The sequence below is a fragment of the Streptomyces tibetensis genome (assembly GCF_040647715.1).
In the GTDB taxonomy this organism is placed as follows: domain Bacteria; phylum Actinomycetota; class Actinomycetes; order Streptomycetales; family Streptomycetaceae; genus Streptomyces; species Streptomyces tibetensis_A.
Genome location: NZ_JBEZCR010000007.1, coordinates 197,228 through 216,722, shown reverse-complemented (window position 1 = coordinate 216,722; position 19,495 = coordinate 197,228). Strand labels below are relative to the sequence as shown.

General features: G+C 68.5%; 19 protein-coding genes. 10 read left to right on the top strand and 9 right to left on the bottom strand.

Annotation, left to right across the window (positions count from 1 at the left end; all coding sequences use genetic code 11):
- Positions 1-52 precede the first annotated feature (52 nt).
- The 5 genes from AB0B29_RS20400 (at position 53) to trxA (ending at position 4,967) form a co-directional block, all read left to right on the top strand.
- The gene (locus tag AB0B29_RS20400) at positions 53-1,768 is read left to right on the top strand and encodes a protein kinase family protein (RefSeq protein WP_362241510.1); all 1,716 of its coding nucleotides are present in this window, start codon (positions 53-55) and stop codon (positions 1,766-1,768) included.
- A 24-nt stretch (positions 1,769-1,792) separates the two neighbouring features.
- Entirely contained in the window at positions 1,793-2,518 is a 726-nt protein-coding gene (sigM, locus tag AB0B29_RS20395) for an RNA polymerase sigma factor SigM (protein ID WP_362241507.1), read from the top strand.
- Complete coding sequence (locus AB0B29_RS20390) at positions 2,515-3,453, top strand: anti-sigma factor family protein (RefSeq protein ID WP_362241504.1); 939 nt, start codon at positions 2,515-2,517, stop codon at positions 3,451-3,453. Before sigM ends, AB0B29_RS20390 begins: the two co-directional genes overlap by 4 nt.
- A gap of 165 nt (positions 3,454-3,618) precedes the next feature.
- The gene (gene trxB, locus AB0B29_RS20385) at positions 3,619-4,587 is read left to right on the top strand and encodes a thioredoxin-disulfide reductase (RefSeq protein ID WP_104779121.1); all 969 of its coding nucleotides are present in this window, start codon (positions 3,619-3,621) and stop codon (positions 4,585-4,587) included.
- A gap of 47 nt (positions 4,588-4,634) precedes the next feature.
- Positions 4,635-4,967 carry a thioredoxin gene (trxA, locus tag AB0B29_RS20380; RefSeq protein ID WP_104779122.1) on the top strand — a complete coding sequence of 111 codons (333 nt, stop codon included), beginning with the start codon at positions 4,635-4,637 and terminating at the stop codon, positions 4,965-4,967.
- Between the two features lie 89 nt (positions 4,968-5,056).
- Here trxA and AB0B29_RS20375 read toward each other — a convergent pair whose 3' ends face one another.
- The 9 genes from AB0B29_RS20375 to rpmH form a co-directional block, all read right to left on the bottom strand.
- Entirely contained in the window at positions 5,057-5,674 is a 618-nt protein-coding gene (locus AB0B29_RS20375) for a GNAT family N-acetyltransferase (protein WP_362241501.1), read from the bottom strand.
- 321 nt (positions 5,675-5,995) lie between these two features.
- A complete protein-coding gene (locus AB0B29_RS20370) occupies positions 5,996-7,096 on the bottom strand; it encodes a ParB/RepB/Spo0J family partition protein (RefSeq protein ID WP_362241498.1) in 1,101 nt (366 codons plus the stop codon).
- Positions 7,093-8,169: a ParA family protein gene (locus AB0B29_RS20365; protein ID WP_351640914.1), complete on the bottom strand. Its 1,077-nt coding sequence runs from the start codon at positions 8,167-8,169 to the stop codon at positions 7,093-7,095. Before AB0B29_RS20365 ends, AB0B29_RS20370 begins: the two co-directional genes overlap by 4 nt.
- A 265-nt stretch (positions 8,170-8,434) precedes the next feature.
- Positions 8,435-9,151 carry a 16S rRNA (guanine(527)-N(7))-methyltransferase RsmG gene (rsmG, locus tag AB0B29_RS20360; protein WP_344460640.1) on the bottom strand — a complete coding sequence of 239 codons (717 nt, stop codon included), beginning with the start codon at positions 9,149-9,151 and terminating at the stop codon, positions 8,435-8,437.
- 125 nt (positions 9,152-9,276) lie between these two features.
- On the bottom strand, positions 9,277-9,789 hold the full coding sequence (locus AB0B29_RS20355; protein ID WP_344460642.1) for a protein jag: 513 nt from the start codon (positions 9,787-9,789) through the stop codon (positions 9,277-9,279).
- Between the two features lie 15 nt (positions 9,790-9,804).
- Entirely contained in the window at positions 9,805-11,091 is a 1,287-nt protein-coding gene (gene yidC, locus AB0B29_RS20350) for a membrane protein insertase YidC (RefSeq protein ID WP_362241496.1), read from the bottom strand.
- 3 nt (positions 11,092-11,094) lie between these two features.
- Entirely contained in the window at positions 11,095-11,469 is a 375-nt protein-coding gene (yidD, locus tag AB0B29_RS20345; RefSeq protein ID WP_053670149.1) for a membrane protein insertion efficiency factor YidD, read from the bottom strand.
- Positions 11,466-11,837 carry a ribonuclease P protein component gene (gene rnpA / locus AB0B29_RS20340; RefSeq protein ID WP_362241493.1) on the bottom strand — a complete coding sequence of 124 codons (372 nt, stop codon included), beginning with the start codon at positions 11,835-11,837 and terminating at the stop codon, positions 11,466-11,468. Before rnpA ends, yidD begins: the two co-directional genes overlap by 4 nt.
- Positions 11,838-11,858: 21 nt before the next feature.
- Positions 11,859-11,996, bottom strand: a complete 138-nt coding sequence (rpmH, locus tag AB0B29_RS20335; RefSeq protein WP_005482975.1) for a 50S ribosomal protein L34 — start codon at positions 11,994-11,996, stop codon at positions 11,859-11,861.
- Between the two features lie 397 nt (positions 11,997-12,393).
- On the opposite strand from rpmH, the gene dnaA reads away from it, so the two are divergent.
- The 5 genes from dnaA to AB0B29_RS20310 all read left to right on the top strand — a co-directional run bounded on the left by dnaA (position 12,394) and on the right by AB0B29_RS20310 (position 19,471).
- On the top strand, positions 12,394-14,538 hold the full coding sequence (dnaA, locus tag AB0B29_RS20330; protein ID WP_362241490.1) for a chromosomal replication initiator protein DnaA: 2,145 nt from the start codon (positions 12,394-12,396) through the stop codon (positions 14,536-14,538).
- Between the two features lie 944 nt (positions 14,539-15,482).
- The gene (dnaN, locus tag AB0B29_RS20325) at positions 15,483-16,613 is read left to right on the top strand and encodes a DNA polymerase III subunit beta (protein ID WP_362241487.1); all 1,131 of its coding nucleotides are present in this window, start codon (positions 15,483-15,485) and stop codon (positions 16,611-16,613) included.
- A gap of 208 nt (positions 16,614-16,821) precedes the next feature.
- On the top strand, positions 16,822-17,697 hold the full coding sequence (gene gnd, locus AB0B29_RS20320; protein ID WP_104779130.1) for a phosphogluconate dehydrogenase (NAD(+)-dependent, decarboxylating): 876 nt from the start codon (positions 16,822-16,824) through the stop codon (positions 17,695-17,697).
- Positions 17,698-17,786: 89 nt separating this feature from the next.
- Positions 17,787-18,908 carry a DNA replication/repair protein RecF gene (recF, locus tag AB0B29_RS20315; RefSeq protein WP_362241484.1) on the top strand — a complete coding sequence of 374 codons (1,122 nt, stop codon included), beginning with the start codon at positions 17,787-17,789 and terminating at the stop codon, positions 18,906-18,908.
- Positions 18,905-19,471, top strand: a complete 567-nt coding sequence (locus tag AB0B29_RS20310; RefSeq protein WP_362241481.1) for a DUF721 domain-containing protein — start codon at positions 18,905-18,907, stop codon at positions 19,469-19,471. The genes recF and AB0B29_RS20310 overlap by 4 nt, the downstream gene beginning before the upstream one ends.
- Positions 19,472-19,495 lie beyond the last annotated feature (24 nt).

The window sequence follows — 19,495 nt, the reverse complement described above, 5'->3', positions numbered from 1 at the left end:
CGCGCATGGGACGCCGGCCGGCGCGTCATTGGATGGGGAGGCAGGAACGACGGTGGCGGAACGGAGTACGGCTGCCGTCGACGTGGCAGACAACAGCGACGAGGCGTCGCTGACCGCACAGGCGGACCAGTCCACGGCCGACGGGGTGGCCAAGAACCGGGAGCGGGACACGGACAGCGACGAGGTACAGGAGAGCACCAGGACCGACGGTGCCGGAACGACCTCGCCTCCCGAACTGCACAGTGGTCACAAGCTCGCCAGACGCTACCGCCTCGAGGAGTGCGTCACCCGGCTGGACGGTTTCAGCAGTTGGCGGGCCGTGGACGAGAAGCTCCGCCGTGCCGTCGGCGTGCACATCCTGCCCGCCGACCACTCGCGTGCCCGCTCCGTCCTCGCGGCCGCCCGCTCCTCCGCCCTTCTGGGTGACCCTCGTTTCGTCCAGGTGCTGGACGCGGTGGAGGAGAACGACGTCGTCTACGTCGTCCACGAGTGGCTTCCCGACGCGACGGAACTGACCACGCTCCTCGCCTCCGGTCCCCTGGAGCCCTACGACGCCTACCAGCTGGTCAGCCAGGTCTCCTCGGCCATGGCGGCCGCCCACCGTGAGGGCCTTGCCCATCTGCGGCTGAATCCCAACGCCGTACTGCGCGCCTCGACCGGCCAGTGGCGCATCCGTGGCCTCGCGGTCAACGCCGCCCTGCGCGGCGTCTCGTCCGACACCCCGCAGCGCACGGACACCGAGGCCATCGGCGCCCTGCTGTACGCGGCGCTCACCCAGCGCTGGCCGTACGAGAGCGATGCCTACGGCCTGTCGGGACTGCCGAAGGACATCGGTCTGATCGCGCCCGACCAGGTCCGGGCCGGTGTGCACCGCGGGCTGTCCGAGCTTGCCATGCGCGCGCTCGTCAACGACGGCGCCACCGCGTCCCGGCACGAGTCGCCGTGCACCACACCGGAGGAACTGGTGAAGGCGATCGGCGAGATGCCCCGCATCCGCCCGCCGGAGCCGGCGTTCACCGCCCCGCCCGAGTACCAGCGCACCACCTACCAGCAGGGCACCTACGGCCGTCAGACACCGCGCCCCGGTGTCACCGCGATCGTGACCCCGCCGCCCCCGCTCCAGAGCCGCACGGGCAAGGCCCTGAAGTGGGCCGTCTCCGCACTCCTGATCGCAGCGCTCGGCCTCGGCAGCTGGCAGCTGGCGGACGCGCTGATGGACCAGGGCGGCAAGAACGACGAGCCGACCAAGACGCAGGACCACGAGGGCGGCGACAAGAACAAGAAGGCCGCACCCTCGCGGCCGATCTCCATCAAGGACGCCGAGGAGTACGTCGCCAAGGGTGACGCCCAGCGCCCCGCCGACGTGGGCAAGACCTATGACGGCAACACCTCCACGGGCTGGCGGACCAGCAGCTACCTGGACGGTCCGAAGATGGTGATAAAGCCCGGTGTCGGCATCGTCTACGACCTCGGATCCGAGCAGAAGGTCTCAGCCGCGACCCTGTCGCTGCGGTACGGCAGCGACCACACCACGGCCGAGCTGTACGCGACGGATTCCCTCGGCTCGTCGACGCCACTGAGCTCCATGCGAAAGCTCGGCACAGCGACGACAAGCGGCACATCCCTCAAGGTGAGCGTCGACAAGCCGGTGAAGAGCCGGTACGTCCTGGTCTGGCTCACTGCCCTGCCGTACTCCGGCAATGACCCCGCCAACTACAGCGACGCGGGATACAAGCAGGCCATCACCGAAGTGAAGTTCACGGGCTGAGAGCCGACCGAGGGAGGGGGTCCGATGGCAGAGCGCACCGAGCACAGCGGTGCCAGTGATCAGGATCTCCTCACACGGCACGTCGAAGGCGACCCCGATGCCTTCGGGGAGATCGTGCGGCGGCATCGTGATCGGCTGTGGGCCGTCGCCCTGCGGACGCTCGGTGACCGCGAGGAGGCCGCTGACGCCGTACAGGACGCTCTCGTGTCCGCCTACCGGGCCGCCCACACCTTCCGGGGCCAGTCGGCCGTCACGACCTGGCTGCACAGGATCACGGTGAACGCCTGCCTGGACCGGGCCCGTAAAGCGGCCTCGCGGAAAACCTCCCCCGTGGACGACACCGAACGCCTGGAACAGCTACTGGAACCGCACGAGTCGGCTTCGGCTCCCGCCGAGCGCAACGATCTCCACCGGCAGCTCATCGAAGCCCTGGGGACCCTGCCCGCCGACCAGCGTGCCGCGCTCGTCCTGGTGGACATGCAGGGCTACCCGGTCGCGGAGGCGGCCCGGATCCTCGATGTGCCCACCGGCACGGTGAAAAGCAGATGCGCGCGCGGAAGGGCCCGACTTCTGCCGCTGCTCACCCACCTGAAGCCGGACAGCGGCGGTGAGGGCAAGAACCCCGGCGGGGAACGGAACCGGACGCAGGGGGCAGCCGTCCCACCCGCAGCGGGGCCTCGCCAGGCAGGACCCCCGGACACAGGACCGACCGACTCAGCTGCTGTGAAGGGCGGAGGTGGACGAGCGTGACGTCGACGACAGACATGGCCGGGCACCCGGACGTCGCGGAGATCTCCGACCTCGCCGAGGGGCTCCTCCCACCGGCCCGGACCACCGATCTGCGCGGGCACCTCGACCAGTGCGAACTCTGCGCGGACGTGTACGCCTCCCTGGAGGAGATCCGTGGACTGCTCGGCACGCTGCCGGGCCCACCGCGTATGCCCGCCGACGTCGCGGGCCGCATTGATGCCGCTCTCGCCGCCGAGGCCCTGCTGCACGCCAACGGTCCGGAGTCCGCGGAGAGCCCGGAGCCGGTGACTACGTCCGTATCCAGCGCTCCCGGTTCCCCCTCCGGGGCCGACAGCGGTGCGCATGTTTCACGTGAAACATCGACGCCCGCCGACCGGCCTGCCGGCCGCCCGCGCTCCTCCACCACCGGCCCGGGCCGCAAGGGACGCACACGCATGGGACGCCGCAGGGTCGCCGTCCTAGGGACCGTCCTCACGGTGGCCGCCCTGGGGCTGGGTTCCGTCCTGCTGTCATCCCTCGGCGACAACAAGCCCTCTCAAGAGTCGGCAGGCGGACGGCAGACCACCGCCGCGGACACCTTCTCCGAAGGAAAACTACAGAAGCAGGTCACCGACCTCCTGGCCCAGAACAAGACCAAGGGGGGCGGCTCCCGCACCCCCTTCGGCGCGGCGACGGCCCCCGGTACCAATCAGCCCAAGGTCGCCAAGGAACCCGTGGTGCCCGGCTGTGTCCGTGCCGGCATCGGACGCGACGACACGGCACTGGCCACCGAGAACGGCGTCTACCAAGGGAAGAAGGCCATGCTCGTGCTGCTTCCCGACCCTTCCGACGCCACCCGAGTCACCGCCTACATCGTCGACGCGACGTGTGTGGATCACGCGGCGTCCACTGCCACCGGCGAAGTGCTCCTGGAGCACACCTACCCGTCCGTCTGAGCAAGCGCTTCGTCTTGGCCTCCAGGGTCACCGCTGGGTGCCGCATCTCCGTGTGCCCGGACACAGTGGGAATGCGCGCCCCTTAGGATCCGTTGGGTGGGGTGAGAGGTCCTAGAGACGCTCCCACCGGTCGAACGACGCAGTCCAGAGACGAGGAATCAAGCCGTGAGCGACGTCCGTAACGTGATCATCATCGGGTCCGGGCCCGCCGGCTACACGGCGGCGCTCTACACCGCGCGCGCGTCGCTGAAGCCCCTGGTGTTCGAGGGCGCCGTCACCGCTGGTGGTGCGCTCATGAACACCACCGACGTCGAGAACTTCCCGGGCTTCCAGGACGGCATCATGGGCCCCGAGCTCATGGACAACATGCGCGCCCAGTCGGAGCGCTTCGGAGCCGAACTCGTTCCGGACGACATCGTGGCCGTCGACTTGAGCGGTGAGATCAAGACCGTCACGGACACGGCGGGCACCGTGCACCGGGCGAAGGCCGTCATCGTCGCCACCGGCTCGCAGCACCGCAAGCTCGGCCTGCCGAACGAGGACGCCCTCTCCGGGCGCGGCGTGTCCTGGTGCGCCACCTGTGACGGGTTCTTCTTCAAGGACCAGGACATCGCCGTGATCGGTGGCGGTGACACCGCGATGGAGGAGGCGACCTTCCTCTCGCGGTTCGCCAAGTCCGTGACCATCGTCCACCGTCGTGACACCCTGCGCGCCTCCAAGGCGATGCAGGAGCGCGCCTTCGCCGACCCGAAGATCTCCTTCGTCTGGGACAGCGAGGTCGCCGAGATCCAGGGCGACCCGAAGCTCTCGGGTCTGAAGCTGCGCAACCTCAAGACGGGTGAGCTTTCGGACCTGCCGGTCACCGGACTGTTCATCGCCATCGGCCACGACCCGCGCACCGAACTCTTCAAGGGTCAGCTCGACCTGGATGAAGAGGGGTACCTGAAGGTGCAGGCACCGTCGACGCGCACGAACCTGACCGGTGTCTTCGGTGCCGGCGACGTGGTCGACCACACCTACCGTCAGGCGATCACCGCGGCCGGGACCGGCTGCTCCGCAGCTCTCGACGCCGAGCGCTACCTCGCCGCCCTGGCGGACGAGGAGCAGCCCGAGCCCGAGAAGACCTCTGTCTGATCTCCCCTTACCCCCGCCCCACGCACCAACCAGTTAAGGAGCCCGCCGTGGCCGGCACCCTGAAGAATGTGACCGACGACTCCTTCGAGCAGGACGTCCTCAAGAACGACAAGCCTGTTCTGGTGGACTTCTGGGCCGCCTGGTGCGGTCCCTGCCGCCAGATCGCCCCGTCCCTCGAGGCGATCGCCTCCGAGTACGGCGACAAGATCGAGATCGTCAAGCTGAACATCGACGAGAACCCGGGTACGGCCGCCAAGTACGGCGTCATGTCCATCCCCACCCTGAACGTCTACCAGGGTGGCGAGGTCGCCAAGACCATCGTGGGCGCGAAGCCGAAGGCCGCGATCGTTCGCGACCTCGAGGAGTTCATCGCCGAGTGAATCGGCTGAGCCGTCGCACCGACGGCGCATGTTTCACGTGAAACACGAATGGGCCAACCCGGAAGGGTTGGCCCATTCGTTTGACTGCACTACAGCGGTCGCAGCGCCGGCTCCTTCTGCACAGCTCCCAGGAGCCGGTCCAATGCCATCTCGACGTCTTCCTTCCAGGAGAGCGTCGACCTCAGTTCCAGCCGCAGCCGTGGATGGGTGGGGTGCTGGCGGACCGTCTTGAAGCCCACAGCCAGGAGATGGTCGGCAGGCAGGACGCAGGCAGGTTCCTTCCAGCGCGCATCCCCGAAGGCTTCGATCGCCTTGAAGCCGCGCCGCAGAAGGTCCTTGGCGACCGTCTGCACCATCACCCGCCCCAGTCCCTGGCCCTGGTACCCGGGAACGATGAACGCGGTCATCAACTGCACCGCGTCGGGCGAGACGGGACTCGTGGGAAACGCCGTGGAGCGGGGCACGTAGGCGGGCGGGGCGTAGAGCACGAAACCCACGGGCGCGTCGTCGACATACACGACCCGCCCGCAGGAGCCCCAGTCCAGCAGAACCGCCGAGATCCAGGCTTCCTTCTCCGAAGCAGACGTGCCCGCTTCTACCGCGGACTCACCACTGACGGGGTCGAGTTCCCAGAAGACACACGAGCGACAACGCTTGGGAAGGTCCTGGAGGTTGTCCAGCGTGAGCGGTACGAGCCGGCGGCCCATGAAGGCTGTTCCTCGCTTCCTTCGCCCGCCGCCGCACGGGCGGCTGTCAGAGCACTCCGTTCCCTGAGGAGACTGCCGATGAACCCACCGACTGCTCCCAGCCCCAAACCGGCGCTCACCAATCCGGTGCGCCTCATGGTTCGCATGGCCCCTGCCTCCCTCTCAGAGGTGCTGCCAAGTGGTTGCGCCGTACCCAACGCATCGTATCCACGATGCCATTCCATCGATACCGCCAGAAAGGAACAAAGCGGGCCACGTTCCGGCACACACCGGACATGGCCCGCTCAGTCTCCCGCACTGCGGAGGTTCCTTGCCGGAGGCTCAGGACTCGTTCTCCTCGGAGTCACCCTCCAGCAGACTCTTCTGCAGAACCGGCCCCTCGCCAGGAGCAAGTGAGCCGAGGATGCGCTCAAGGTCCTCCATCGAGGCGAACTCGACGGTGATCTTTCCCTTCTTCTGGCCCAGGTCGACCTTCACCCGTGTCTCGAAGCGGTCGGAGAGCCGCGTGGCGAGGTCGGACAGCGCGGGAGAGACCCGTGCACCGGCACGAGGGCCCTTGGGCTTCTGAGCCTTCTGGGGCCGCGACCCCATCAGGGTCACGATCTCCTCCACAGCCCGCACGGAGAGACCCTCGGCCACAATGCGGTGAGCGAGCCGGTCCTGCTCCTCCGAGTCCTCGACGGAGAGCAGTGCCCGCGCGTGGCCGGCGGACAGCACCCCCGCGGCGACCCTGCGCTGCACGGCCGGGGACAGCTTCAGCAGACGCAGGGTGTTGGAGACCTGAGGACGGGATCGGCCGATACGGTCCGCCAGCTGGTCATGCGTGCAGTTGAAGTCCCTCAGCAACTGGTCGTAGGCGGCTGCCTCTTCCAGAGGGTTCAGCTGGGCGCGGTGCAGGTTCTCCAGCAGGGCGTCCAGGAGGAGCTTCTCGTCCTCCGTGGCGCGCACAATGGCCGGGATCGCCTCCAGTCCCGCCTCACGGCAGGCCCGCCAGCGGCGCTCACCCATGATGAGCTCGTAGCGGCCGGGACCCACCTGCCGTACGACGACCGGCTGGAGGAGCCCCACTTCCTTGATGGAGGTGATCAGCTCGGACAGCGCGTCCTCGTCGAAGACGTCACGCGGCTGGCGTGGGTTCGGCGAGATGGAGTCGAGGGGAATCTCGGCGAAGTGCGCACCGATGGGTGCCGCAGGAGTGGCAGGAGCAGCCGACTGCGTCGGCTCCTCTGTTTCACGTGAAACAGGCGGCAGCGTTGCTACCTTCGCCGCGGCCACCCCACGGTCGTTCGGCAGCACCGGCACTGCCGCGGGGGACGCGGACACAGCGTTCCCCGCCGCGGCCTGGGCCACCGACTTCTCCGTCGGTGCGGCAGGGATCAGTGCGCCGAGACCACGGCCCAGCCCCCTCCGTCGCTCGCTCACTGAATGCCCTCCACCATGCTCGGGTCGTTCTGCTGTGCGCCGATATGGGCGTGCGTCGCGTCATAGCTGATGCCGACGCCCTTCAGCGCGATCTCTCGTGCCGCCTCAAGATAAGAGAGGGCACCACTTGATCCAGGATCGTAGGTCAGTACTGTCTGCCCATAACTCGGCGCCTCAGAGATACGGACGGAGCGGGGGATGCTCGTCCGCAGCACCTCGTCGCCGAAGTGAGTGCGCACCTCTTCCGCAACCTGGGATGCGAGACGCGTCCGGCCGTCGTACATGGTGAGCAGGATGGTCGACACATGCAGGGCGGGGTTGAGGTGCCCACGCACGAGGTCGACGTTGCGCAGCAGCTGCCCGAGGCCTTCCAGCGCGTAGTACTCGCACTGGATGGGGATCAGAACCTCTTGGCCCGCCACGAGGGCGTTGACCGTCAGAAGACCGAGTGAGGGCGGGCAGTCGATGAGGATGTAGTCCAGCGGCTGCTCGTACGCCTGGATCGCGCGCTGCAGCCTGCTCTCCCGGGCCACCAGAGACACAAGCTCAATCTCCGCACCGGCGAGATCGATGGTGGCGGGAGCGCAGAAGAGTCCCTCGACATCGGGGACCGGCTGGACGACCTCGGAGAGCGGCTTGCTGTCGACCAACACGTCGTAGATGGACGGGACTTCGGCGTGGTGATCGATACCCAAGGCGGTCGACGCATTGCCCTGTGGGTCGAGGTCGACCACCAGGACCCGGCCACCATGCAGCGCCAGCGATGCGGCGAGATTGACGGTCGTCGTCGTCTTCCCCACACCGCCCTTCTGATTGGCGACCACGATGATGCGCGTCTGCTCAGGCCGTGGCAGGCCTTCGCCGGCACGCCCCAGAGCCTCCACCGCCAGTTGGGCAGCACGACCGATGGGAGTGTCGTCCATCGGAGGCGGTGTTTCACGTGAAACATCCGCCCCCATCGACTCGGTACGGGGACCGGGGACCGGATCGGTCATCGGTCCCGCGATGTTGGCGTCGGACCGCAAGGATTCACTCTCCTCGACTTCAGGCTCGCAATGAACAGAGCCTCCCATGCCTTCGGGGTCGTGAACCAGTGAGGCCTGGCGTTCTGTGGAGAAATCCACCTCTGTGGATACCTCAGGTCCCTCATCGAGTGAACCAAGAGGCTTTCGGTCGCGGGGTTCGGCCGCAGCGCGGCCACGACTGATGATGCCGTGCAGCAGTGAGCGACGTTTCACGTGAAACACGATGCACAGCAGCCGTGGCCGGACTGTCGCGACACTCCGGCATGCGTGGGTTTGGCAGCTTGTCTGGAGTACGTCTCTTCCTCAGGACGGATCAGCGGCGACGGCGCGTCCTCCCGGTACGAGCCGCCTTCGCTCGCTTCGCAGCGAAGCGCACACCGCCGGGGCTCTCCCCGACCTCGACCCGTACGACGGTGGAGGTCGGATCCACCACGCCCTCACCCACATGCAGGATGGAGGTCTCCACCGCACCCAGCTTGCTTAGGGCTGCCGAGGCGCTCTTCAGCTCCTCCTCGGCGGTGTCGCCCTTGAGCGCGAGCATCTCCCCGTACGGCCGCAGCAGCGGAATGCCCCAGGTGGCGAGCCGGTCGAGGGGCGCGACAGCTCGGGCCGTCACGACATGGACAGGCTGGATCTTCCCCATGACCTCCTCGGCACGGCCCCGCACGACCGTTACATGGTCGAGTCCGAGCAGCTCCACGACTTCGGTGAGGAAATTGGTACGCCGCAGCAGCGGCTCCAGGAGCGTGATCTTCAGGTCGGTGCGTACCAGCGCCAGCGGAATGCCGGGGAGCCCGGCGCCGGAGCCGACATCGCACACGGTCACGCCGTCGGGCACGACCTCCGAGAGCACCGCGCAGTTCAGCAGGTGCCGCTCCCACAGTCGGGGCACCTCTCGCGGGCCGATGAGACCGCGCTGCACGCCCGCCTCTGCGAGCAGCTCGGCGTACCGCACCGCATCCGCGAAGCGATCACCGAACACCTCGCGCGCCTGCTCGGGCGCGGGGGGAAGCTCCGCTGCCTCCGTCACGGGGGACCGTCCTTCCGTACCGCGTCAGCGCACCCGGCGCCGACACCAGAACCACCAGAACTATCAGGCTGACAAAGTTCGGCCCCGCCTGCGCAACAGACGGGGCCGGGAGACGTGAGGGCCGATCAGGCAGGCAGCACGACGACGAAGCGCTGCGGCTCCTCGCCCTCGGACTCGCTGCGCAGGCCCGCGGCCTTGACCGCGTCGTGCACGACCTTGCGCTCGAAGGGCGACATCGGCTTCAGCTTGACGGCCTCACCGCTGCTCTTGGCCTCCGCGGCGGCCTTGGCACCCAGCTCGGACAGCTCCGAGCGCTTCTGCGCCCGGTACCCCGCGATGTCGAGCATCAGGCGGCTGCGGTCACCGGTCTCCCGGTGCACAGCCAGCCGGGTGAGCTCCTGGAGCGCTTCCAGCACCTCGCCGTCACGGCCGACCAGCTTCTGCAGATCGCGGCCGCCCGTGTCACTGATGATCGAGACGGAGGCGCGGTCGGCCTCGACGTCCATGTCGATATCGCCGTCGAGGTCGGCGATGTCGAGCAGACCCTCCAGGTAGTCCGCCGCGATCTCGCCTTCCTGCTCAAGGCGAGTCAGGGTGTCTGCACCCTCGGCAGCGGCGGAGGTGGTGCCTTCCGTCACGGGATGGACTCCTTCTTACTTCTTGGACGGGGACTTGGGCCGCTGCGGGCCCTTGCGCTGCCCGGACTGGGCCTTGCTGCGGGTACCGCCGGCGGGCTTCGCACCGCCCTGCTTGGCAGCGGTGGCGGGCTGGTCCTCGGGCTGGCCGGACTTGTCGAGCGACGTCTTCGGCTCGTTCTCACCGGCCGCCTTCGGGCCGACGGCGCCGCCGTGCTGCCGCTGCGACTTGCTCTGCCGCTTGGGCTGCTGGCGCTTCGGGGTGCCGGCGGCGGTGGTCGGCGTACCGTCCTCGGCCTGGACCGCGGCCGCGGTGTCGCTCTTGATCACGGTGCCGTCGGCCTGGGCGGCCAGTCCGGCCTTGCTCAGGCCGTTGATGAACTTGCGCTCGAACTCGTTGCGGTCGCGGCCCTTGGCGACGATCGCCTTCACGATGGCACGGTCCCGGCGCCGGCCGACCTTCTCGTGCTGCGTCACGTGCTTGGTCAGACGGTCGAGGTACGAGGCCTGGGCCTTGGAACCCGGGGTCGGGTTGTTGTGGATGACGTACATCTGCTGGCCCATGGTCCACACGTTGGTGGTCAACCAGTAGACGAGGACACCGACCGGGAAGTTGATGCCGAAGACGGCGAACATGACCGGGAAGACGTACATCAGCATCTTCTGCTGCTGCATGAACGGGGTCTTCACCGTGGTGTCGACGTTCTTCGTCATCAGCTGGCGCTGGGTGAAGAACTGCGACGCCGACATCAGGACGATCATGACGGCGGTGACCACACGGACGTCGGTGAGAGAGGCACCGAGCGCTTCCACCTTCGAGGCGCTGTCCGTGAACTTCGCCGCGAGCGGCGCACCGACGATGTGTGCCTTCTGCGCGCTCTGCAGCAGGCTCTGGTTGATCACGCCGATGGTGTCGCCCGAGGCGATGGCGTTGAGCACGTGGTACAGGGCGAAGAAGAACGGGGACTGCGCCAGGATGGGAAGGCACGAGGAGAGCGGGTTGGTGCCCGTCTCCTTGTACAGCTTCATCATCTCTTCGGATTGACGCTGCTTGTCGTTCTTGTAGCGCTCCTGGATCTTCTTCATCTCGGGCTGCAGCGTCTGCATGGCCCGGGTCGCCTTGATCTGCTTCACGAAGAGCGGGATCAGGCAGATGCGGATCAGGATCACCAGGGACACGATCGACAGGCCCCAGGCCCAGCCGGTGTCGGGGCCGAAGATGGCGCCGTACACCGAGTGGAACTGGACGATGACCCAGGAGACGGGTGTGGTGATAAAGCTGAAGAGGCTGGCAATCGTGTCCACTAATCATGCTCCTTGGGCATGGGACGGTGTCTCTGCGGCCGGGCTCGAGGGACTCGACGGACTGGTGGGAGAAGTCCGTCCCTCGGTGGCCGGTCCGACGGCGGAGGGCCCGCCCTTGCGTGCATGCCACGCGTTGCGCAGCATTTCGTGCCACCGCGGGCGCTTGCGCGGCGGGACATGGTCCACACCGCCCAGCGACCACGGATTGCACCGCAGGATGCGCCAGGCCGTGAGTGCCGTTCCCTTGATGGCACCATGCCGGTCGATGGCCGTGAAGCCGTAGTGGGAGCACGACGGGTAGTACTTGCAGACCGGCCCGAGCAGCGGACTGATCGTCCACTGGTAGAGCTTGATCAGAGCCAGCAGCGGGTACTTCATCGCGCGCCCCCTCCCAGCAACCGCTGGAGAGCGGCATCCAGGTCTCGGGCCAGCTGTGCATGGTCGGCGTCGCCCGATCCGGGCAGCGCTCGTACGACTACCAGGCTACCGGGGGGCAGCTGGGCGACTCGCTCGCGCATCAGGTGGCGAAGCCTGCGCTTCACTTTGTTGCGCACGACCGCGCCACCCACGGCTTTGCTCACGACGAAACCCGCACGCGTCGGGGAAGCGCTCTCCCCAGGCGCATGCGGGTCCGTGGCACCGCTTCGAAGGTGGACGACGAGGTGCGGGCGTCCTGCCCGACGGCCTCGCCGTACCGCGGTCGCGAAGTCCTCGCGCCGCCTCAGCCGATGCTCGGTAGGCAGCACGACGTCATGACCTGATCAGAATCAGGCGGACAGGCTGGCGCGACCCTTGCTGCGGCGGTTCGCGAGAATCGCGCGGCCGGCGCGGGTGCGCATCCGCAGGCGGAAGCCGTGGGTCTTCGCGCGACGACGGTTGTTCGGCTGGAAGGTGCGCTTGCTCACTCGGGGGCTCCAGAAAGAATCGGTGGTTGCGGGGTGCCGTCCTGGCTGTCACCGTGCGCCCACGAGTAGCTCGCAGTTACGCCCGAGTGCACCGCTGACCGATCACCCAAATGATCTGTGCCCATCGGAGGCAGGCGGCAGCAGCCATCGACAACTCGACCTGGTTACGGTACGCGCGGCTACGCCATCCGGTCAAACCGGGAGTCGCCGGGAGACACTTGTCCACAGGCTGGGGACAACAACTTGAACCCTACCGGCCGCGCTGACTACCGTGACGGAACTCCGATTCGTTCCCTTATCCCTGCCCCGGCGGGTTCCCTCCCGCCCAGCAACCCGGATGACATCCCAAGCCGTCCCAGAACCACACGTTCGTGGGACCTGTGAGAGAGCGTGCCCTGTGGCTGACGTACCTGCCGATCTTGCCGCAGTGTGGCCACGCGTATTGGAGCAGCTCCTCGGGGAGGGCCGCGGTCAAGGGGTCGAAGGGAAGGACGAGCACTGGATCCGGCGCTGCCAGCCGCTTGCGCTCGTCGCGGACACCGCGCTGCTCGCCGTACCGAACGAGTTCGCGAAGGGCGTACTGGAAGGCCGACTGGCGCCGGTCGTCAGCGAGACGCTGAGCCGCGAGTGCGGACGCCCGATCCGGATCGCGATCACCGTCGACGACTCCGCCGGAGAGCCCCCCGCCACACCCGCGCCCCAGGCCCGCCCCCAGCAGCGCTACGAAGAGCCCGAACTCCCTTCCGCGCGCCAGGACCGCGACGGCTATGACCGTCCGGACCGAGACGGCTACGAACGCCCCGAGCGCGATGGCTACGAACGCCCCGAGCGGGACGCCTACGAACGTCCGGACCGTGACGGATACGACCGCCCCGACCGCCCCCACCGCGACGGGTACGAGGGGTACGGCCGTCACCGCGCCGACCAGGCGCCCGGGCCCGCCGGCGACCAGCTTCCGCCTACGCGCGCAGACCAGCTTCCGACAGCGCGCCCCGCGTACCCGTCCGAGTACCAGCGCCCCGAGCCCGGCGCCTGGCCGCGGCCGGCACAGCAAGAGGAGTACGGCTGGCAGCAGCAGCGCCTCGGCTTCCCCGAGCGTGACCCGTACGCGTCACCCGGACAGGACTCGTACGGCTCTCAGGACGCGTACAACCCACAGGACCCCTACGGCTCCGGCTCCCAGGACTCCTACGGATCCAAGGACGCGTACGGGTCCAAGGGATCCAAGGACTCCTACGGCCCGCCCTCCCAGGACTCCTACGGCACCCCCGCACAGGACTACCGCCCGCAGTCGATGGACCGCCCCTCCTATGAGCAGTCGCGCTCCGACTACGACACGTCACGCGGCGACTACGACCAGCGCGACCCGGTGCGCCGGGAGCTGCCCGAGCCGCCGGCCGGCTCGGGCCACGTGCACCGCGGCGGCCCCGTCGGCCCGAACCTGCCGACGACCGGTGCGCCGGGCCCGCTGGCCGCGCAACCCGCACCGGCGACCGGCCCGGGTGAGCCGACCGCCCGCCTGAACCCGAAGTACCTCTTCGACACCTTCGTCATCGGCGCCTCCAACCGCTTCGCCCACGCGGCCGCGGTCGCCGTGGCCGAGGCGCCGGCGAAGGCGTACAACCCCTTGTTCATCTACGGGGAGTCCGGCCTCGGCAAGACCCACCTGCTGCACGCGATCGGGCACTACGCACGCAGCCTCTACCCGGGCACGCGCGTGCGGTACGTGAGCTCGGAGGAGTTCACCAACGAGTTCATCAACTCCATCCGCGACGGCAAGGGCGACAGCTTCCGCAAGCGGTACCGGGAGATGGACATCCTGCTCGTCGACGACATCCAGTTCCTCGCGGACAAGGAGTCGACGCAGGAGGAGTTCTTCCACACCTTCAACACCCTGCACAACGCCAACAAGCAGATCGTGCTGTCCTCCGACCGGCCGCCGAAGCAGCTGGTGACGCTGGAGGACCGGCTGCGGAACCGTTTCGAGTGGGGACTGATCACGGACGTCCAGCCGCCCGAGCTGGAGACGCGGATCGCGATCCTCCGCAAGAAGGCCGTACAGGAGCAGCTGAACGCGCCGCCGGAGGTGCTGGAGTTCATCGCGTCCCGGATCTCGCGCAACATCCGCGAGCTGGAGGGCGCGCTGATCCGGGTCACGGCGTTCGCCTCGCTCAACCGGCAGCCGGTGGACCTGGGGCTGACGGAGATCGTCCTGAAGGACCTCATCCCCGGCGGCGAGGACTCGGCCCCCGAGATCACCTCGACGGCCATCATGGGCGCGACGGCGGACTACTTCGGGCTGACCGTCGAGGACCTGTGCGGCACCTCGCGCGGCCGCGCCCTCGTCACCGCCCGGCAGATCGCCATGTACCTGTGCCGTGAGCTGACGGACCTGTCCCTGCCCAAGATCGGCGCACTGTTCGGCGGCCGCGACCACACCACGGTGATGCACGCGGACCGCAAGATCCGCAACCTGATGGCCGAGCGTCGCTCCATCTACAACCAGGTCACGGAGCTGACCAACCGCATCAAGAACGGCTGACGGCTGACGGCTGACGGCAGAACGCCGCTGAGGGCGCCTCCTGTGGTTCCGGGGGCGCCCTTCTTCATGTCCCGGAAGAGGGCCGCGAGGCTGTCCAGCCCCGCGCGGAGCAGTTCCGGGGCTCCGTCCTCCCGCATCCCCCCGGCACTCCCTCGCCACCCACTGTTCGATTACTCGCCGGGTTACGGCCCCTCTCCACAGATTCGGGGACTTTCTGCCGTCCACATCCTGGGGACCGGGGAGTTGTCCAGATCGTGTCCACAGTGTCGACTGTCGAAAGACCATCAGACCAGCTCAGGCGCTTGTGGATTGGTGGACAAAGGATCTCCACAGACTGTGGACGACGAGATGATCCACAGGCTGTGCATCGAGTTGTCCACCGGCTGCCCACAGGTTGGGGTCAGTTGTCCCCAGCGATCGGTCCCTTCTCCACATGCCTGTCCACTGTTCGGCAACGCGACGCGCCTCCTCACCGGGTCGAGTGAAAGGCGTCACACAAAGCTGCCGGGTTGGGCTGTGGGAAAGGTGGGTAAAGCTGGGGATGACGCTGGGGAGAACTCGCCTCCCCCTGTGCACGGCGTGTGCAGAACTTTCTGTTCTCCACAGACACGCCCAGTTGTCCACCGCCCCCGCCCACAGGCCCCGTGGACAAAATTCGTGCTTTGAGCTGGGCAAACGAGGTTATCCACGGTATCCACAGGCCCTACTACTACTCCCGACTAGAGAGAGCTGGGAATCCGTTTCGAAGGGGGCCCTGTGCACAACTCGCTCTTCGGTGCCCGACCGCGCCTCGTCACGACTTGACCCCGACAGGCACCTACTGTCAGTGCCGTGCGTCAGACTGGTCCCCGGTGTCCTCCCCCTCCCAGGGACCGACGACACCGAGACAGACGACGAGGGCCAGGCAGAGCGAGAAGCGCCGGCAACAGCAGGAGGCGGCAACAGTGAAGATCCGGGTGGAACGCGACGTACTCGCGGAGGCAGTGGCCTGGGCGGCACGCAGCCTCCCGGCCCGTCCGCCGGCGCCTGTCCTCGCCGGCCTCCTGCTGAAGGCCGAGGAAGGCCAGCTGAGCCTGTCCGGCTTCGACTACGAGGTCTCCGCGCGGGTCTCCGTGGAGGCCGAGGTCGAGGAGGAGGGCACGGTCCTGGTCTCCGGCCGCCTGCTCGCCGACATCTGCCGTGCGCTGCCCAACCGCCCGGTGGAGATCTCCACAGACGGTGTACGGGCGACGGTGGTCTGCGGCTCGTCCCGGTTCACACTCCACACCCTGCCTGTGGAGGAGTACCCGGCCCTGCCCCAGATGCCGAACGCGACGGGCACGGTCCCCGGCGAGGTCTTCGCCTCCGCCGCCGCCCAGGTCGCCATCGCGGCCGGCCGTGACGACACGCTGCCCGTCCTCACCGGTGTGCGCATCGAGATCGAGGGCGACACCGTCACGCTGGCGTCCACCGACCGCTACCGCTTCGCGGTCCGCGAGTTCCTGTGGAAGCCGGAGAACCCGGAGGCCTCCGCGGTCGCCCTGGTGCCCGCCAAGACGCTCCTGGACACCGCCAAGGCCCTGACCAGCGGCGACCAGGTGATCCTGGCGCTGTCCGGCTCGGGCTCCGGTGAGGGCCTGATCGGCTTCGAGGGCGCCGGCCGCCGTACGACGACCCGCCTGCTCGAGGGCGACCTCCCGAAGTACCGCACGCTGTTCCCGACGGAGTTCAACAGCATCGCCGTGATCGAGACCGCCCCCTTCGTGGAGGCCGTCAAGCGCGTGGCCCTGGTCGCCGAGCGCAACACCCCGGTGCGGCTCAGCTTCGAGCAGGGCGTGCTCATCCTGGAGGCCGGTTCCAGTGACGACGCACAGGCTGTGGAAAGGGTGGACGCGCAGCTCGAGGGCGACGACATCTCGATCGCCTTCAACCCGACGTTCCTGCTGGACGGCCTGAGCGCCATCGACTCCCCGGTCGCCCAGCTCTCGTTCACGACGTCCACCAAGCCCGCGCTGCTCAGTGGCAAGCCGGCGCTGGACGCCGAGGCGGACGACGCCTACAAGTACCTGATCATGCCGGTCCGCCTCAGCGGCTGAGCCGGCCCCGCGGCACGGAGCCGGGTTGGGGACCACCTGCGGTGGTCCCCAGCCTGAGGACAAAGCTGCAGGTGTGGGCGTACGACTGAGCGCGTATGCCCACAGATGTGCGCGAGCGTCCGGGTTTAGGGTCGGACGCGGTACGAAAAGTGCCTTGCGGTACGCACGTGCCGCCACGCCACGTCGCAGAACCTAAGGAAAACAACTGATGGAGCTCGGTCTCGTCGGCCTCGGCAAGATGGGCGGCAACATGCGCGAGCGGATCCGCCGCGCAGGTCACACCGTCCTCGGATACGACCGCAACCCGGACCTCGCCGATGTCCACAGCCTGGAAGAGCTGGTGGGCAAGCTCAGCGGACCGCGCGTGATCTGGGTGATGGTCCCGGCCGGCGAGGCCACGCAGACCACGATCGACCGGCTCGCCGAGCTGCTGGAGCCGGGCGACGTCGTCGTGGACGGCGGCAACTCCCGCTGGACCGACGACGTCAAGCACGCCGAGGAGCTGGCGGCCAAGGGCATCGGTTTCGTCGACTGCGGTGTCTCCGGCGGCGTCTGGGGCCTGGAGAACGGCTACGCGCTGATGTACGGCGGCGACAAGGAGAACGTCGCCAAGGTGCAGCCGGTCTTCGACGCCCTCAAGCCGGAGGGCGACTCCGGCTCGGTGCACGCCGGCAAGGTCGGTGCGGGCCACTTCGCGAAGATGGTCCACAACGGCATCGAGTACGCGATGATGCAGGCCTACGCCGAGGGCTGGGAGCTCCTGGAGAAGGTCGACTCCGTGACCGACGTCCGGGAGGTCTTCCGCTCCTGGCAGGAGGGCACGGTCATCCGCTCCTGGTTGCTCGACCTCGCGGTCAACGCGCTCGACGAGGACGAGCATCTGGACGAGCTGCGGGGTTATGCACAGGACTCCGGCGAGGGGCGCTGGACTGTGGAGGCCGCCATCGACAACGCGGTGCCGCTGCCGGCGATCACCGCGTCGCTGTTCGCTCGGTTCGCCTCCCGCCAGGAGGACTCGCCCCAGATGAAGATGATCGCGGCGCTGCGGAACCAGTTCGGCGGTCACGCGGTCGAGAAGAAGTAGTCCGGACGAGCAGCGGTCCCGTCGGGAAGAAGTAGTCCACAGGGCTGCACAGCAGTCCACAACCGTCCGGGGAGGTCGGCGAAACGACCATGCACGTCACGCATCTGTCGCTGGCCGACTTCCGCTCGTACCCCCGGGTCGAGGTCCCGCTCGACCCCGGGGTGACGGCCTTCGTCGGGCCGAACGGGCAGGGCAAGACCAACCTGGTCGAGGCCGTCGGCTATCTCGCCACCCTCGGCAGTCACCGGGTCTCCTCGGACGCCCCCCTGGTCCGCATGGGCGCCGAGCGCGCGATCATCCGGGCCCAGGTCCGGCAGGGTGACCGGCAGCAGCTGGTCGAGCTGGAGCTGAACCCGGGGCGCGCCAACCGGGCCCGTATCAACAGGTCGTCGCAGGTCAGGCCGCGTGATGTGCTGGGGATCGTGCGGACGGTGCTGTTCGCGCCCGAGGATCTCGCGCTGGTCAAGGGCGACCCCGGTGAGCGGCGGCGTCTCCTCGACGAGTTGATCACCGCGCGCTCTCCGCGGATGGCGGGGGTCCGCTCCGACTACGACCGGGTCCTCAAGCAGCGCAACACGCTGCTGAAGTCGGCGGCGCTGGCGCGCAGGCACGGCGGTCGCACGATGGACATGTCCACGCTGGACGTGTGGGACCAGCATCTCGCGCGCGCGGGAGCGGAACTGCTCGCCCAGCGGCTGGATTTGATCGCGACGATCCAGCCGCTGGCCGACAAGGCCTACGAGCAGCTCGCGCCCGGAGGCGGGCCGATCGCGCTGGAGTACAAGCCGTCCGCGCCCGGGGAGGCGCACACCCGCGAGGATCTGTTCGAGCAGCTGATGGCGGCGCTCGCCGAGGCCCGCAAGCAGGAGATCGAGCGCGGTGTCACCCTGGTCGGCCCGCACCGTGACGACCTGCAGCTCAAGCTCGGCCAGCTGCCCGCCAAGGGCTACGCCTCCCACGGCGAGTCGTGGTCGTACGCGCTGGCGTTGCGCCTGGCCTCGTACGACCTGCTCAGGGCGGAGGGAAACGAGCCGGTGCTGGTGCTTGACGACGTCTTCGCCGAGCTGGACACCCGTCGCCGTGAGCGCCTGGCCGAGCTGGTGGCGCCGGGCGAGCAGGTCCTGGTGACGGCCGCGGTCGACGACGACGTACCGCATGTGCTGTCCGGGACGCGGTTCGCCGTGTCCGAGGGTGCGGTGGAGCGCGTATGACGGAGAACCCACCCGGCGGGGCGTCGAGTCCCGCGCAGGGCTCGGGCGGGGCCGCGAAGCCTCCGGAGCCGTCCGGCGTCGACCTCGCGCGTGTGGCGCTGCGTGCGGCCAAGGAGGCCGCACGCGCGCGGGGGGACGCGGCGCAGCAGAAGAAGCAGGCGCGCCGCGGTGGTCTGCGCTCCGGCGCGCGCGCCGACGGGCGCGACCCCATGGCGCTCGGGTCCGCGATCAACCGGCTGATCACCGAGCGCGGCTGGGAGGCGCCGGCCGCGGTGGGCGGCGTGATGGGCCGCTGGCCGCAGATCGTCGGCGAGGACGTGGCCAAGCACTGTGTGCCGGAGAAGTACGACGAGGACGAGCGTGTGCTGGTCGTGCGCTGCGATTCGACGGCCTGGGCGACGAATCTCCGGCTGCTCGCGCCCACGCTGGTCGCGCGGTTGAACGAGGATCTGGGCCACGGCCGGGTGAAGCTGATCAAGGTGCAGGGCCCCGGTGGCCCGGCCCGTCGCTACGGCCCGTTGCGCGCCCCCGGCAGCACCGGTCCGGGCGACACCTACGGCTGATCGGCACTGGTTTCCCACCTGCCG